The sequence below is a fragment of the Candidatus Kuenenia sp. genome, from assembly GCF_039794105.1.
Classification (GTDB): Bacteria; Planctomycetota; Brocadiia; order Brocadiales; family Brocadiaceae; genus Kuenenia.
Genome location: NZ_JBDIWA010000038.1, coordinates 1 through 13,037 on the forward strand (window position 1 = coordinate 1; position 13,037 = coordinate 13,037).

The 13,037-nt window shown below is 40.6% G+C and carries 15 protein-coding genes and 1 CRISPR repeat array; of the genes, 14 read left to right on the forward strand and 1 reads right to left on the reverse strand.

From position 1 onward, the window contains the following. The first annotated feature begins 454 nt into the window (after nt 1-454). The 3 genes from cas2 (ABJL82_RS14205) to ABJL82_RS14215 are packed head-to-tail and all read left to right on the forward strand — an operon-like array spanning nt 455 to nt 2,517. The gene (gene cas2 / locus ABJL82_RS14205) at nt 455-736 is read left to right on the forward strand and encodes a CRISPR-associated endonuclease Cas2 (RefSeq protein ID WP_347275358.1); all 282 of its coding nucleotides are present in this window, start codon (nt 455-457) and stop codon (nt 734-736) included. 13 nt (nt 737-749) lie between these two features. Beyond that, complete coding sequence (gene cas1, locus ABJL82_RS14210) at nt 750-1,712, forward strand: CRISPR-associated endonuclease Cas1 (RefSeq protein ID WP_347275359.1); 963 nt, start codon at nt 750-752, stop codon at nt 1,710-1,712. Then, the gene (locus ABJL82_RS14215; RefSeq protein WP_347275360.1) at nt 1,687-2,517 is read left to right on the forward strand and encodes a CRISPR-associated endonuclease Cas1; all 831 of its coding nucleotides are present in this window, start codon (nt 1,687-1,689) and stop codon (nt 2,515-2,517) included. The genes cas1 and ABJL82_RS14215 overlap by 26 nt, the downstream gene beginning before the upstream one ends. Nucleotides 2,518-2,528: 11 nt before the next feature. Here ABJL82_RS14215 and ABJL82_RS14220 read toward each other — a convergent pair whose 3' ends face one another. Next, nucleotides 2,529-2,657, reverse strand: coding sequence for a hypothetical protein (locus tag ABJL82_RS14220; RefSeq protein ID WP_347275361.1), 129 nt, complete (start codon nt 2,655-2,657; stop codon nt 2,529-2,531). Nucleotides 2,658-2,986: 329 nt separating this feature from the next. Here ABJL82_RS14220 and ABJL82_RS14225 point away from each other — a divergent pair, with 329 nt between their 5' ends. From ABJL82_RS14225 to csm5, 11 genes are all read left to right on the forward strand, one after another. After that, entirely contained in the window at nt 2,987-3,835 is an 849-nt protein-coding gene (locus ABJL82_RS14225) for a PKD domain-containing protein (protein WP_347275362.1), read from the forward strand. A 113-nt stretch (nt 3,836-3,948) separates the two neighbouring features. After that, entirely contained in the window at nt 3,949-4,224 is a 276-nt protein-coding gene (gene cas2, locus ABJL82_RS14230; protein WP_347275363.1) for a CRISPR-associated endonuclease Cas2, read from the forward strand. A gap of 103 nt (nt 4,225-4,327) precedes the next feature. After that, a CRISPR array of direct repeats spans nt 4,328-4,715; the repeat unit is 36 nt; unit sequence GTACGAACTAAGACCTGATTTAGAAGGGATTGCGAC. A gap of 164 nt (nt 4,716-4,879) precedes the next feature. After that, nucleotides 4,880-5,242 carry a four helix bundle protein gene (locus tag ABJL82_RS14235; protein ID WP_347275364.1) on the forward strand — a complete coding sequence of 121 codons (363 nt, stop codon included), beginning with the start codon at nt 4,880-4,882 and terminating at the stop codon, nt 5,240-5,242. Between the two features lie 333 nt (nt 5,243-5,575). After that, nucleotides 5,576-5,971, forward strand: a complete 396-nt coding sequence (locus ABJL82_RS14240) for a four helix bundle protein (RefSeq protein ID WP_347275365.1) — start codon at nt 5,576-5,578, stop codon at nt 5,969-5,971. A gap of 515 nt (nt 5,972-6,486) precedes the next feature. Next, nucleotides 6,487-6,639: a HEPN domain-containing protein gene (locus ABJL82_RS14245; protein ID WP_347275366.1), complete on the forward strand. Its 153-nt coding sequence runs from the start codon at nt 6,487-6,489 to the stop codon at nt 6,637-6,639. Between the two features lie 22 nt (nt 6,640-6,661). Then, nucleotides 6,662-6,982: a nucleotidyltransferase domain-containing protein gene (locus ABJL82_RS14250; protein ID WP_347275367.1), complete on the forward strand. Its 321-nt coding sequence runs from the start codon at nt 6,662-6,664 to the stop codon at nt 6,980-6,982. 104 nt (nt 6,983-7,086) lie between these two features. After that, on the forward strand, nt 7,087-9,630 hold the full coding sequence (gene cas10 / locus ABJL82_RS14255) for a type III-A CRISPR-associated protein Cas10/Csm1 (protein WP_347275368.1): 2,544 nt from the start codon (nt 7,087-7,089) through the stop codon (nt 9,628-9,630). Next, the gene (gene csm2, locus ABJL82_RS14260) at nt 9,630-10,136 is read left to right on the forward strand and encodes a type III-A CRISPR-associated protein Csm2 (RefSeq protein WP_347275369.1); all 507 of its coding nucleotides are present in this window, start codon (nt 9,630-9,632) and stop codon (nt 10,134-10,136) included. Before cas10 ends, csm2 begins: the two co-directional genes overlap by 1 nt. Before the next feature lie 3 nt (nt 10,137-10,139). Further along, nucleotides 10,140-10,898, forward strand: coding sequence for a type III-A CRISPR-associated RAMP protein Csm3 (gene csm3, locus ABJL82_RS14265; RefSeq protein WP_347275370.1), 759 nt, complete (start codon nt 10,140-10,142; stop codon nt 10,896-10,898). A gap of 2 nt (nt 10,899-10,900) precedes the next feature. Continuing rightward, nucleotides 10,901-11,896 carry an RAMP superfamily CRISPR-associated protein gene (locus ABJL82_RS14270; protein WP_347275372.1) on the forward strand — a complete coding sequence of 332 codons (996 nt, stop codon included), beginning with the start codon at nt 10,901-10,903 and terminating at the stop codon, nt 11,894-11,896. After that, a complete protein-coding gene (gene csm5 / locus ABJL82_RS14275) occupies nt 11,893-12,972 on the forward strand; it encodes a type III-A CRISPR-associated RAMP protein Csm5 (RefSeq protein WP_347275373.1) in 1,080 nt (359 codons plus the stop codon). Before ABJL82_RS14270 ends, csm5 begins: the two co-directional genes overlap by 4 nt. Nucleotides 12,973-13,037: the final 65 nt, after the last annotated feature.

Consider the following 13,037-nt stretch of genomic DNA (forward strand, 5'->3'; position numbering starts at 1 on the left):
TGAAAACAATTCTGCTATAAGAAATGGAAGAAAATTTCCAAGAAATATTCAACCACGCAAAAAAATATTTGCTTTCCCTTATAAACCAATTTCTTAACTTAATGACATTGGTTTGCAAACCTGAACCCGCCGGAGATTTGATAAACCCCCTCTACATTGAACCAGTAGGCAATCGCCAGTCAGCAGTTGATAAGTTGCTGACTTAAGATTGGAGACTGTAGACTGAGGCAAAAGGGGATTTAGAAGAGTGTTTATTATTCTAAAACGCCGACTGAGGATTGCCGATTGCTGACTGCTGACCTCCTACTGCATATAAGAAGATTGTTTATTCTTCTAAAACCAGACGCTTTTGACTATACATACCTCCCCATCAATAAACCATACCAATACCCGGAAATATTCCTGAAACATTTCTTTTTTTGCATTACACCACCCTTATATGCAAAATATCTCCATGCAGAGAGACCTCTATATTATTGCATATGATATCTGCAAGCCAAAACGTCTTCAACGTGCGCGGTACTTCCTGAAGGGGTTCAGCACGGGCGGTCAGAAATCGGTATTTGAATGCTTTCTTACACAGGGCGAACTGAGGGAGGTTATTTCCGGAATGTCACATATTATTGATGAAAACGCAGACCGTGTTCATATCTTCTCCCTGGACGGCAGAAGCAATCCACATACTATTGGTGAGGCAATACCACCTAAAGACCCGGAATTTTTTTATTTCGGATGACGACAACAATACCATGGGTACTTTATATATCGACAGAAAGGGCTATCACATAAAACTCGACGGTGAATCAATCGCCTTTTACCTCGAGGGAAAAAGGGAAGGCGTCGTTCCCATAAGGCCGCTCAACAGGGTGATAATAGCCGGCAATAATACCATAGAAACAAGCGTGCTCAATAAACTTGCAGATAACGGGAGCAGCGTCATATTCCTGTCAGGCAGGGGACTTCAGTACCGGGGCTTCCTCACTGGCCGCATCCATAATAATGGCCTCCTGCGGGTCAAGCAATATAAAAAGTCCCTGGACAAGGATTTTTCACTGATGATTTCCAAAGAACTCGTTATGGGAAAGACAGAGAAACAGCTTACGTTCCTTGGAGATGCGGCGGTGATTATGGAAGCAGAAGGCCGGAAAGCGGCATTCTGCAATGCCTTTGGCATTATTGAAAATATTGCGGACGCTATTGCCGCACGGTGTGATTCACAGGAAAGCCTCAGAGGGTTCGAGGGCGCAGCCTCAAACGCCTATTTTTCTGCACTTACCTCCCTCTTTCCCGAACCGCTGGGTTTTAAAACACGCACAAGGCGCCCTCCGAGAGACCCGGTAAATGCCATGCTTTCACTCTGCTATACACTGCTTCATTACGAAGCGGTACGGGAGATACAGGTTGCAGGGCTTGACCCGACAATTGGTTTCTATCACTGCTTCGACTACGGACGCGAATCCCTTGCCTGCGACCTGATTGAACCGTTTCGCCCTGCGGCAGACCGGTTTGTGTGGGAGTTGTTTAAAGAGGGAAAATGTTCGTCAGCGGATTTTGTAAAAGAAAACGAAGGCGTCTATTTGAAGAAAGATTCAAGAAAGGAATTTTACCCTGTTTATGAAACATGGATCGGGCCGGTGAGGAAGGAAATCGTTACAATGGTAAAAGATATTTCAAGGAGAGTTATTGGTGGAGAAGGCATTATACCTGCATGAAAACAAGGCAGTAAAGATTATAAGAGACGGCCCGTCTGTGCTGATCAGGGAAGAGGGAAAGGCAGACAGGCGTGTGCCGGCACGTATGATTCAAAGAGTAGTGATTGCAGGAAATATCAAACTGGATACAGGTTTGCTGACAATGTTTACGGACAATAACGTCCCTGTAACAATGTTTGACAAAAGCGGCAACCGGATTGCTGTTGTTTTGCCGTGCCGTCAGCGCCTGCCGGAACGCTGCACAGGGCAAAAGATATTTCTTGAATCGGAGTACAATATTAAAAGGTATATGACATTTTTGCGGGCGCATAGGCACGGTATTCAGATAAATGTGCTGAAACGGCTTTTAAAGCAGCAAATGCCTGATACATACATCACCGTGGGCTTTAAAGAAGAGGATTACCTTCAGGCAATAGAAAAACTCATACCCGCAAAGAGTGCAGGATTTCAACAGATTCACGGCATAGTTTCAGCGCTGTTTATGGAAATGATTATTGGAAGGCTGATAATATCATCCCTCGATCCCCATCCGGGGGTAATGCACAGAAGACGTGATTTTGGCTTTGCCCTGGATATTTGCTATGCGCTTGGCCCAGAGGTGGATATTCAATCCATACAATTTCTCCGAGATAAAAAAGATTGCGCCCCGCACGAATGCAAAGTAATTTCCCCGGAAGAAATGAAGGCAATTGCAGTGCGGTTTGAAAACAGAAAAGAGGCGCTTGTCTCTACGACCGAGCACATAATTGACGGCATATTCGAGCTTATCAGGGAGTTGAAATTGAGCGGGGAATGTAGCATATAGCAAGCGTATTTTTATGAATCATCCACATTCATTATGCATTCACTATTGGTAAAAATATTATGCACCATTTCCGCAATGCTGTTTATTTCGTCTATTGCCGCTCCGGTTTTGGAGTCATTCAGAATGCCGCAGGCAAACATTATTTATTATTGCCTGAAATATATATGCCATCAAATACCTTCCAGGTGCTTGTGGATTTGTGGTTCAAATGCAGGACTGTGCGCCCGCTGCTTCGGTATTTATTTGTCATTTTCCATTTATATGATATTTGCCTTTTTTAGAATCTTTAACTGTTCCAAAAAACCTATCGTGTTAGGCGTATTTTTAATATTCCCTTTATTAACAGACGGCGCTATTGCGACAACAACTCATTACACAAGTAACAATCTGTTACGCATAGCCACTGGCATATTGTTTGGTTTTGGCGCTGGTTTATTAGTTTTATCCGTAAAACAAAATGGAGGAAGAAATGATTAGGAAAGGTTTATTTATAATAATGGTATGTTGTCTTTTTAATCAAATACTTTTGGCGGAAACAACGATGGTAAGATTAAGTGCGGGCAAGCCCGTGCTTTTGGCGTTAAAAGAAAGAATAGACGCCGCTGAAAAGCAGGAAGGCGATCTGATAAAGCTAATGGTAATCAGGCCTGTTAAAGTAGACGGTATGATTGTGATAAATAAGGGAGCAGACGCCTTTGGCAGGATTGCAGAAATAAAAAAGGGGAAATCCTGGGGAAGAAAGGGAGAATTTACAATCAGGGTAGATTCTGTTATGGCGGTTGACGATACGGAACTGCATTTAAATGCGACTCAGACCAAAGAAGGGAAAAGCCATGTAGGGGGCGCTACTGCATTGGCTGCCACAACAGGAATCCTGCTATGTCCACTGATTGCCCCCACCGGGTTTTTGATAAAGGGAGAAGCCGGAGAACTGCCTGTGGGTTACGAGATTAAGGCGTATGTGGACGATGATATTGACGTCAAAGTCGACCCTTCTGCACAAGCAGAAGATATTAACCTGCCGCCGCTGGCTGATGCCGGAGATAACCAGGCAGTGAAAGCAGGCAATCTTGTCAAACTGGATGGTCGCAGAAGCACAGACCCTGACGGCGGCCAGATATCATATATGTGGGCATTTGAATCAAGGCCCTCAGACAGCAGTGCCCGCCTGAGTGATAGCGAGACAGCAACTCCCTCATTTGTTCCGGACGCAATAGGAACCTATATTATAAAAATGACGGTAAGCGATGGCAAAGACGAAAGCTCTTCAACATGTACAATAGAGGCAGGAATGTCAGACAACGGCATAGGCGGATAAACGCAACTAAGTGGGATTTTAAAAGTCCCCCTTAAAAAAAGGGGATTCAGGGGGTTGTTTTTGATCAAATAATCCTTAACTTAATGACAACATGACCTTATTCCTTGTAAACAATGAAAAGTAATTACCTTGTATGCTACGACATTGCAAATCAAAAGAGGTGGAGGCAAGTGTTTAAAACACTAAGGGGCATCGGTACGCATATACAGTATTCGGTATTTTTTTGCAAACTTACCTGGCAGGAATTGACGGAGTTAAAGGGAAGGCTTAATGGCATGATTAACGAGAAAAAAGACGACATACGAATATATCCCCTGCCGTCAGCCATTAAATGTGTAGTACTTGGCAAAGGCGACAGGGTACCGGAGGGCGTAGATATATTTTTATGAAACATTTCAGAAATATTCTCTGGCTAGCCCCAGGCGCATTTGATATAGTAAAAACCCGTTTCCATAAACACTTGACATCAAACGAGAAAGGAAAGGAGGTGCCGTACGAACTAAGACCTGATTTAGAAGGGATTGCGACCCTCTTGCCTCATCGGTAAACCTATTCATCCGCAGTACGAACTAAGACCTGATTTAGAAGGGATTGCGACATCTCTGTACAGGCTTTTCAGATACAATAACCCCGTACGAACTAAGACCTGATTTAGAAGGGATTGCGACCTTTCAAATGCGGCTTTTCCAGCCGGTTTCTTTGTGTACGAACTAAGACCTGATTTAGAAGGGATTGCGACGCCCTGCCACGGTTAGCGATAACCATAGCAGCGGTACGAACTAAGACCTGATTTAGAAGGGATTGCGACTTCGCTCATTTTTCCACCTTTTCCTCAACTTCTAACGTACGAACTAAGACCTGATTTAGAAGGGATTGCGACGGCCCGCTTTGCGGAGATAAAGATAAAGCCAGAGTGAAAGGATTTTTGTCTCGTAGTCTGTAAACAAATTTTCCCCTTTTGCTATCTCTCTATCTCCGCAAGGGCCGTGAAAGAAAGAGTGAAAACAAAGGAATTGTAATGATAATTTTAGGAGGAGGTGTAAGGTGAAGGATTTTAGGGAATTGGTGGTATGGCAGAAGGCTATAAATTTGTTTGAGGCAGTTGTTAAGGATACAGAAATGTTTCCAAATACAGAAAGCGCAAGAATAATCCAGAACCAGGTTATAAGGAGCATTTCTTCGATAAGCGCTAATATTGCAGAGGGTTTTGGCAGGAGACGAGGTAAAGAATACGAACATTATTTGTATATATCAAGGGGTTCTGCCAATGAAAGTATTGATTGGTATGAAAAATTGAAGAGACTTAACTATGTATCAGCGGATACATTTATTGAGAGAGAAACAATCTGCGAAGAAATACGTGCAATGCTAACAGGAATGATAAACAAATTAGAAAGTAAAAATTAGCCATAAAATTGCAATCTTCTAATACCTTTCACTCTGGCTTTATCTCTATCTCCGTCAGGGCCGACCTGATTTAGAAGGGATCGGCAGGAGGACGACGGACGAAGGACGAGGGACGAGGGATGGAAGATGAGGGACGAGAAACAAGGAACGAAGGACGAGAGACGAGTATCTATATATTCAAGAGTTTCGCATAACTTCTCATCCGTCGTCTGTCGTCCCTCGTCCATCGTTCCTCACTATAGCGTTATCTTTATCGCCGCCGGGGACGATAGACGAGGGACGAGGAGTTATGCGGAGCCCGGGAATATATGGATATGATTAAAGGGAGGAAAAATGGGCGAAGAAAAAGAAACAAGAAGGATAAATAGTGTGAGGGATTTAGATGTTTATAAGTTGGCGTTTGAATCTGCGATGGAAATATTTGAAATATCAAAAGGATTTCCGAAGGAGGAGATATATTCCTTAACAGATCAAATGCGCAGGTCGTCAAGATCGGTATGTGTAAATCTTGCTGAAGGCTGGAGAAAACGAAGATATAAGGCTGTATTCGTTAATAAATTAACCGATGCAGCACAGGAAGCAGCAGAAACCCAAACATGGTTGGAATTTGCATTGAGGTGCAAATACATTAGCAACGAAACATTTACAATGTTAGACGAAAGGTATGAGCATATTTTTGCAAAACTTGCCACAATGGAACGAAAAGCAGACTCTTTCTGCAAAGGATGATAGATTATTGACGATGGACGAAAGACGAAAGACGATAGACGAGTATGCATAAATTCCCATGGTTCCGCGCAACCATTCGTCCGTCATCCGTCATCCGTCGTCCCTCGTCCATCGTCTCTCGTCCATCATCTTTCGTCCCTCGTCCCTCGTCCCTCGTCCACCAGTGTCTATCGAACAAAACCCATGTGGAAATATTTCAGAAATATTTCTTATGTTGCATTTTTAATACAATATGATAACAATATGAAAACTTTTACTGCGCTTTACCTGCTTACAAAGAGAATACGAAGAAAATTATAGCGTAATTTAATGCAAAGATATTTCGCAATAGTTCGCCACATAGGGCGCCTGGAATGTAGAGAAAACAAATAAAATGGGGAAATTAGAATAATTTTCTGTTTTTATCTTCAATAATAACCCCCGTGATCATTCGACTGAGCTCACGACGAAGTCTCGGCGTTCTCTGCGTTAAGCAGAACTGTCAACTGGAAAATGAATAAATAATGGAGAAAACTATGGACGAAAAACAGAAAAGGGATGTTCAATACTGGCTTGAATCTTCCGAAGATGACTGGAAAGTTGCAAACCACCTTTTTGAAAAAAGCGATTATTCATATTCGTTATTCTTTGGACATTTGACAATTGAAAAGATTTTGAAAGGTATCTAAGCAAGATCAAGGAGATGAGGGAATGGCTATTGCGACAGATTCAGTTGTAGAAATAGCGAAAAGATATATTGAAGAATTGGAAAAGAACGGCATCAAGATACGAGAGGCAATCGTCTTTGGCTCTTTTGTAAAGGGAACGGAGAAGGAATGGAGTGATATTGACATTGCGTTGGTTTCGCCTGATTTTACAGGTGACAGATTTGAAGATCGCAGAAGGATCGTCCAGCTGAGAAGAAAGATAGACAGTCGCATAGAGCCACTCCCTTTCAGACCGGAAGATTTTTACGATGGCGGGATGCTGGTTGAGGAGATTAAGAGAACCGGCATGAGAGTTGTTTTGTAGTGATGTGTGTTTGTAACCGATTCCCCTGTAAAAAGGGGATCAAGGGGTGTATTTCACGGTTACGGAACACGGTCACGAACAATGAATAAATAATGGAGAAAACTATGGACGAAAAACAGAAGAGGGAATATCAGACGGTAGTGTTTGCCGGACTGTTGCATGATATTGGGAAGTTTTTAAACCGCGCAGATGTACAAAAGAAACATCCTCTCTTTTCGGCTGATTATGTTTCAAGCGATGAATTTAAGAAACTGATTGGTAAGGATTGGGTTGATTTAGATTTACTTAAAATCCTGGTTCAGCGACACCATGAATACTCCAAAATGCCAGATGAACTATTGGTACAGAAGATTGATGACCCATATATAAGGGCATTGGCATATATAGTTAGCCGTGCTGATAGCTACTCGTCAAAGGAAAGGATTGATGAAGAACCATCCGAGCTCGATTTTAAAAATGCAAGACTCATGTCTATTTTAACAAGAGTGACAAAAAAAGAAAAAGAGACGTGTGAGCCGATTCCACATTACTATAACATACAGCGGCTATCACCAAAGGTTGCTTTTCCCTTTTCGATTAATGATCTTTCACAGTTAAGAGACAATTATGAAAAACTACATAGTGAATTTGGAAAGTCCTTTCTCAATTTTATTCCAAAAGATTTCAATTCGCTTTTCAACGGATACCTGTCACTATTTGAAGAATTTTTGTGGTGTGTTCCGAGCGATACGAGGGATAAACACAATGATGTCTCCTTGTATGATCACCTTTCAACATCATCAGCAATAGCAGCCTGTCTTTATAGATTTCATTACGGCAATCTTAATGAAAAAGAAATTAAAAATGACCGCATTGACAAATTCATGCTTATTGCCGGTGACCTTTCTGGCATACAGAAATTTATATTTGAAATAGGTGCATCAAATCCTAAAAAACTGAGCAAGATACTCAGAGGACGTTCTTTCTATCTTTCTCTTTTGACGGAAGTTGCCTCTGTTAAAATATTAAAAAGACTCGATCTGCCAATGAGTTGCAGGATCATGAATGCAGGTGGACGTTTCGTACTGATTGTACCCAATACACCATTTGCAAACGAAGAGGTGTGTAAATTAAAGAGTGAGATAGACACCTGGTTTTACCAACAATTTCTTGGCAAACTTTCTCTTAATATTGCTTATGGTATTACGCTTTCAGGAGAGGATTTTAGTTCTAAAAATTTTTCACAAAAATATAAGGAGTTGGGGCAAAAAGTTGAATTGTCCAAAAAGAAACGCTTTTTAAATATTGTGATGAGCAACGAAAGAATGCTTGACGGTGCAATGCAAAAAGCCTTTGCGTCTCTGCAAAGAGATAAAGATGCATGTGAATTTTGCAAGATATATCCAATGGATAGTGGTGAAAGCCGTTGCCAGAAGTGTATTGACTCAGAAAAACTGGGGGAGGCGCTTGTATCACAACCGTTTTTATATTTCTACAACGGAGAAGGCAGGGGTGAATTTGATTTAATGGGATATAGTCTTTCTTTTAAAAACAAAGGAAATGACTGGATACTTTTAGAGAAGATCGGAGATGAAAAAAGTAACAAGAATGAAGGGTTTATACGGCGATATGTTTCAAATGCTATCCCTGAAATGAAGGAAGGTGATATCGACTTAAAAGATGGTCATTCTAAAGAAGAAGATACCCTTTGTCGCTACTGTGGAAATCCCTGCACACTTGAAGGAAATAGTGAAGAAGGTATTCCAGCAAGAGAACAATTAGTGGCAAGATATCTCACATTTCAATGCATATCGGCTTCATCAAGAAGGAAAAACAACGGTAAAGGGGTTGATCATCTTGCCGTTATCAAGGCAGATGTGGACGACCTAGGTTTTATATTTAGCTATGGGTTGGGGGATGCCTTTTCCATTTCAAGATATGCAAGTTTATCAAGGATGTTGAATTACTTCTTTACCGGCTGGCTCATAGAAGAAATAAGAGAGAATTTTCCCATGACATACACGGTTTATGCCGGTGGCGATGACCTGCTCCTGATTGCGCCGTGGGAAGATGCTCTTGTGCTTGGACATCATATTGGAATGAAATTCAAATCCTATGTTGGAGGAAATCCCAACATAACCATATCTATGGGCATTAATCTTATGCGGCCTGGCAGTCCTGTTAAGTTAGCAACGAAAGGCGCAGAAGACAATCTTGATAAATCAAAAGAAGTAGATGGCGCTGATGATAGTCCTGATAAGTCAGAAGAAGTAGATGGGAAAAATAGCATCACCGTATTCAACACAACAGTAAGATGGGATGAATTCCCTATTATAGAAAAACTCATGAGTGCGTTAGACGATGCCTTTAATGAGGAAGACGCAAGGGTAAATGCCTCTTTTCTCTACAGACTTTTGAAATACCACGAAATGTATTTACTATCAGAGAGAGGAATTATCGAAGGACTTAAATTTCATTCCCTTATGACAAGAGATGTACGGAGGAATATTGAAAAGAGAGATACACAAGGAAATGTCACAAACCAGAGGTTCCTCGATATATTAAGCCCATTGTATATAGTAGGAGCCGGATTTAATAAAGCACTTATGAATAATCTTAAAATACCTGTATTTTGGACACTTTATAAAAATAGAGGAGGTGGGAAATAATGGATATCCCAAAGGAAATAATGGATAAATTTGGTGTCAAGGATAAACAAAACCATGTTGGTAAAAGTTTTCAAAATCAACAATACCGTTCTGGTAAAAAGGGTATGCAGGCAGAACAATCAACTAAAACGACACAGATTGTTTTCAGAGCCAATGGACAGTTAAGAAGAGAGCTTTTAACATCAGATGCAGAAAATTGGTCAAATTTGCTTTATGATAATGGATTTGGCGTCACACCCACTGCACTCAGAAATTTCTATAACGAAGTTAAGGCGTTGCAATCGCGTATAGAAGCGGGTGGATTTCCATCTAATGAGGCAATGGTAGGACTTTTAAAGTCCAAGGCTGCTTATGCTTACGCAAGGGCAGAAAGCAAGAGGAAAACGGGATTTGGACATTTAAAAAGTATGATTGAACAAGGCTCTGATCTTAGTAAATCTGAAAGAGATTTTAAAGATTTTGCTCATTTTTTTGAAGCAGTAATGGGATTTTTTAAAGGGAGATAAAACATGGAATTTATCACATATAAGACTGTTACTGGAATTATTCGATGTGTTAGCGGGCTTAGAATTGGCGGTTCTAAAGATACCATTGAAATTGGTGGTATGGATAATCCCATTATTAGAAATCCCTTGGATAAATTTCCGTATATTCCAGGTTCATCTATAAAAGGTAAAATACGTTCTTTGCTTGAGTGGGAAATTGATGGCAAACTAGGAGTCAATGGCAATGTTCATCAATTTAGAGATTGCAACAGAGATTCAAATTGTCCCATATGTAGAATTTTTGGCGTTACCGATGATGAAGTAGATTTTGGACCTGGCAGGGCAATTTTTAGAGATGGATGGGTTACTGAGTCTTCAAAAGATGTACTGAAAGAGCTTCAGCTTAAAAAGGGTCTCTTGTTTGTCGAAGAAAAGACAGAGACAGCTATTGACCGTCTCAAAGGAAAGGCGAAAACCGGTAGTTTGCGTCAATATGAACGTGTTCCAGCCGGCACAGAATTTTCGTTCCGCATTGATTATCGTGTGTTTGACATAAGCGATCAAGGAGAAACCGATAAGAATAATTTTAAATGGCTTCTTCACGGTTTGTGGCTTTTGGAGCAGGATGCGCTTGGAGGTTCCGGCAGCAGGGGATACGGGCAGGTACAGTTTGGCATTCTTAAGGGTGAAAAATTTATGCCGGGTAAGGTCTTTGTAAATAACGAAGAGGAAGAAATAAAGGATCGCTATCTGGAAATTACAGGCAAAAACAAGAGGATATAATTATGGCGCGATGTAGACTCACTATTAAACCCTGCTCTCCATTTCAAACGCCATTGCACTCTGATACTCTATTCGGGCATGTTTGTTGGGCGTTGCGATATTTGAGAGGCGAGAATGAACTTCTTTCATTTCTTAAATCTTTTAGCGATTCAAGTGCACCTTTTATTATTTCATCCGGTTTTCCAAAGGACTACATACCCATACCTGTTTTACAACCACTGACTCTTGACGAGGAGATAGAATTATGGCATGAATACCGGAAGGGAAGTCAGACAAGGCTTGAATTTATACGTGATTTAAAAAGATTTAAAAAATTACCGTATGTTCAAATTTCTGCAATAGAGATACTGAAGGACAATCTTTCATACTATCAATTATACCTCAGCCATATTCTAGGCAAAATCTTGCTGGAAGACAAAGAGGATGAGGAAATTAAAAGTGTTTTAAAACCAAAGCAGGTTGAGGTCTGGCATAACGCTAAAAATCGGTTAACAGACAGAGTTACCGAAGGTAAGCTGTTTGCAAAAGAGGATACCTTTTATAACGAGGGTATGAAATTATGCGTTTATATTGAAGATGCCTATTTTGGAAAGAATGGTCTGCACGAGATGTTTGATTTTATTTCACAAAGCGGTTATGGTGCGGATAAGTCGGTCGGCAGAGGATCATTTAACTATGAGCTTGATGAGGGATGGGATTTGCCGGAATCAGATAATCCAAATGGCTTTATGACGCTTTCATATTACCATCCAAAGTATGGAGATTTTCACGACGGTTTTTACGATATATCTACAAAGTTTGGTAAAATCGGCGGACACTGGGCTGCGGGTATTGATGGCGGACCACATAAAATGCCTGTTCTTATGTTAAACCCGGGATCTGTATTTATTACCAATAATCAAAAATCTTTTTATGGCAGTTTGATACCCGGTGTTCACAAACAAAAAGATGTTATTCATTATGGTATAGCATTACCGTTAAAAGTGAGGGTGATATGAACTATCCAAGGCAGGAAACATATAAGATAAAGGCAGAGATATTAACCCCTGTACACATAGGGGACGGTACAGACATGGAACCCCTTGAGTATGTGATAAAAGACAAGTTTTATAAGGTGAATATGGAAGAATGGCTTTCAACGTTATTGGGTGAAAAAGCTGAGGAATTCAAGAAGTTGACCGGTAAAGAATATGCACAGGAAGCCACGCTGGTGGCATTAAGAAATTTTGTGAGAAACAATATAGATACGGAAAAATATACTGAATGGGCGGTAGATGTAAGCGACGCTGCACAAAAAAAATATGAGGAAAAGTTTAATGCCTCTGAAAACCAGTTGACTATGTCGCCGTTTATCAGAACGGGTGGTAAGCCATTTTTGCCAGGTTCATCAATAAAAGGTGCATTAAGGACTGCGTACCTAAATTTCTTAAAAAGAAGCAGTCCGGTTGTAATAAAAGAGAAAAATAGGGCAGATTTAGTAGAGGGTGAATTATTTAAGGCAACTGTTGAAGGACGGAACGGAAGGGTAAGATTTGACATTGACAAAGACCCATTCCGTGCTATCAGGATTAAAGATGTATTTCTTCCGGAAGGCGCTACCTTTTTTGAAGAAGTCATAAACTATAAAAAAAAAGATGGACGTATAAATCCAACGACTATCCTGATACTATCAGAAGTAACGTATGGCAGTCTTATTGATAAACCGGTTCCAGTTGAACTTGAAATAAGCCTTGATAGGAAAGTGCTGTGCAATCGGGAAAGTGGCATAGATGCATTACATGAAAAGATCAATGTACAAAACCTTTTAACGGCATGCGACAATTTTTACAGGAACGCTCTTAATGAAGAAAAGGATAAATTTCTAAGTGCTGTTAGCAATGGAGAAGTGATTAGCAAGGTTTATCAACAAATTCTTGACCATGCAAAAGGCGGTTACCTCTTTCGTCTCGGTTGGGGTAGCGGTCTTATTTCCATGACAATTGCCCAGGAACTCAGGACTGAGAGAAGATACGGGAAATCAAAACATCTTGTTATGGGCAAATATCCGATGGGATTTTTAAAATTGTCAATTTAGTATTTGATAGCAATACCAAAAAGATACTATGAAAGTGTGTAGATTTAGAAACCCCAATGACGAAT

What these genes read in the sequence shown, in the direction of transcription:
- ABJL82_RS14250 (WP_347275367.1), top strand. Translation starts at nt 6,662, where the DNA reads ATGGCTATTGCGACAGATTCAGTTGTAGAAATAGCGAAAAGATATATT.
- csm3 (WP_347275370.1), top strand. Translation starts at nt 10,140, where the DNA reads ATGGAATTTATCACATATAAGACTGTTACTGGAATTATTCGATGTGTT.
- csm5 (WP_347275373.1), top strand. Translation starts at nt 11,893, where the DNA reads ATGAACTATCCAAGGCAGGAAACATATAAGATAAAGGCAGAGATATTA.
- csm2 (WP_347275369.1), top strand. Translation starts at nt 9,630, where the DNA reads ATGGATATCCCAAAGGAAATAATGGATAAATTTGGTGTCAAGGATAAA.
- cas2 (WP_347275363.1), top strand. Translation starts at nt 3,949, where the DNA reads ATGAAAAGTAATTACCTTGTATGCTACGACATTGCAAATCAAAAGAGG.
- ABJL82_RS14240 (WP_347275365.1), top strand. Translation starts at nt 5,576, where the DNA reads ATGGGCGAAGAAAAAGAAACAAGAAGGATAAATAGTGTGAGGGATTTA.
- ABJL82_RS14270 (WP_347275372.1), top strand. Translation starts at nt 10,901, where the DNA reads ATGGCGCGATGTAGACTCACTATTAAACCCTGCTCTCCATTTCAAACG.
- cas2 (WP_347275358.1), top strand. Translation starts at nt 455, where the DNA reads ATGCAGAGAGACCTCTATATTATTGCATATGATATCTGCAAGCCAAAA.
- ABJL82_RS14225 (WP_347275362.1), top strand. Translation starts at nt 2,987, where the DNA reads ATGATTAGGAAAGGTTTATTTATAATAATGGTATGTTGTCTTTTTAAT.
- ABJL82_RS14220 (WP_347275361.1), bottom strand. Translation starts at nt 2,657, where the DNA reads ATGTTTGCCTGCGGCATTCTGAATGACTCCAAAACCGGAGCGGCAATA.
- cas1 (WP_347275359.1), top strand. Translation starts at nt 750, where the DNA reads ATGGGTACTTTATATATCGACAGAAAGGGCTATCACATAAAACTCGAC.
- ABJL82_RS14245 (WP_347275366.1), top strand. Translation starts at nt 6,487, where the DNA reads ATGGACGAAAAACAGAAAAGGGATGTTCAATACTGGCTTGAATCTTCC.
- cas10 (WP_347275368.1), top strand. Translation starts at nt 7,087, where the DNA reads ATGGACGAAAAACAGAAGAGGGAATATCAGACGGTAGTGTTTGCCGGA.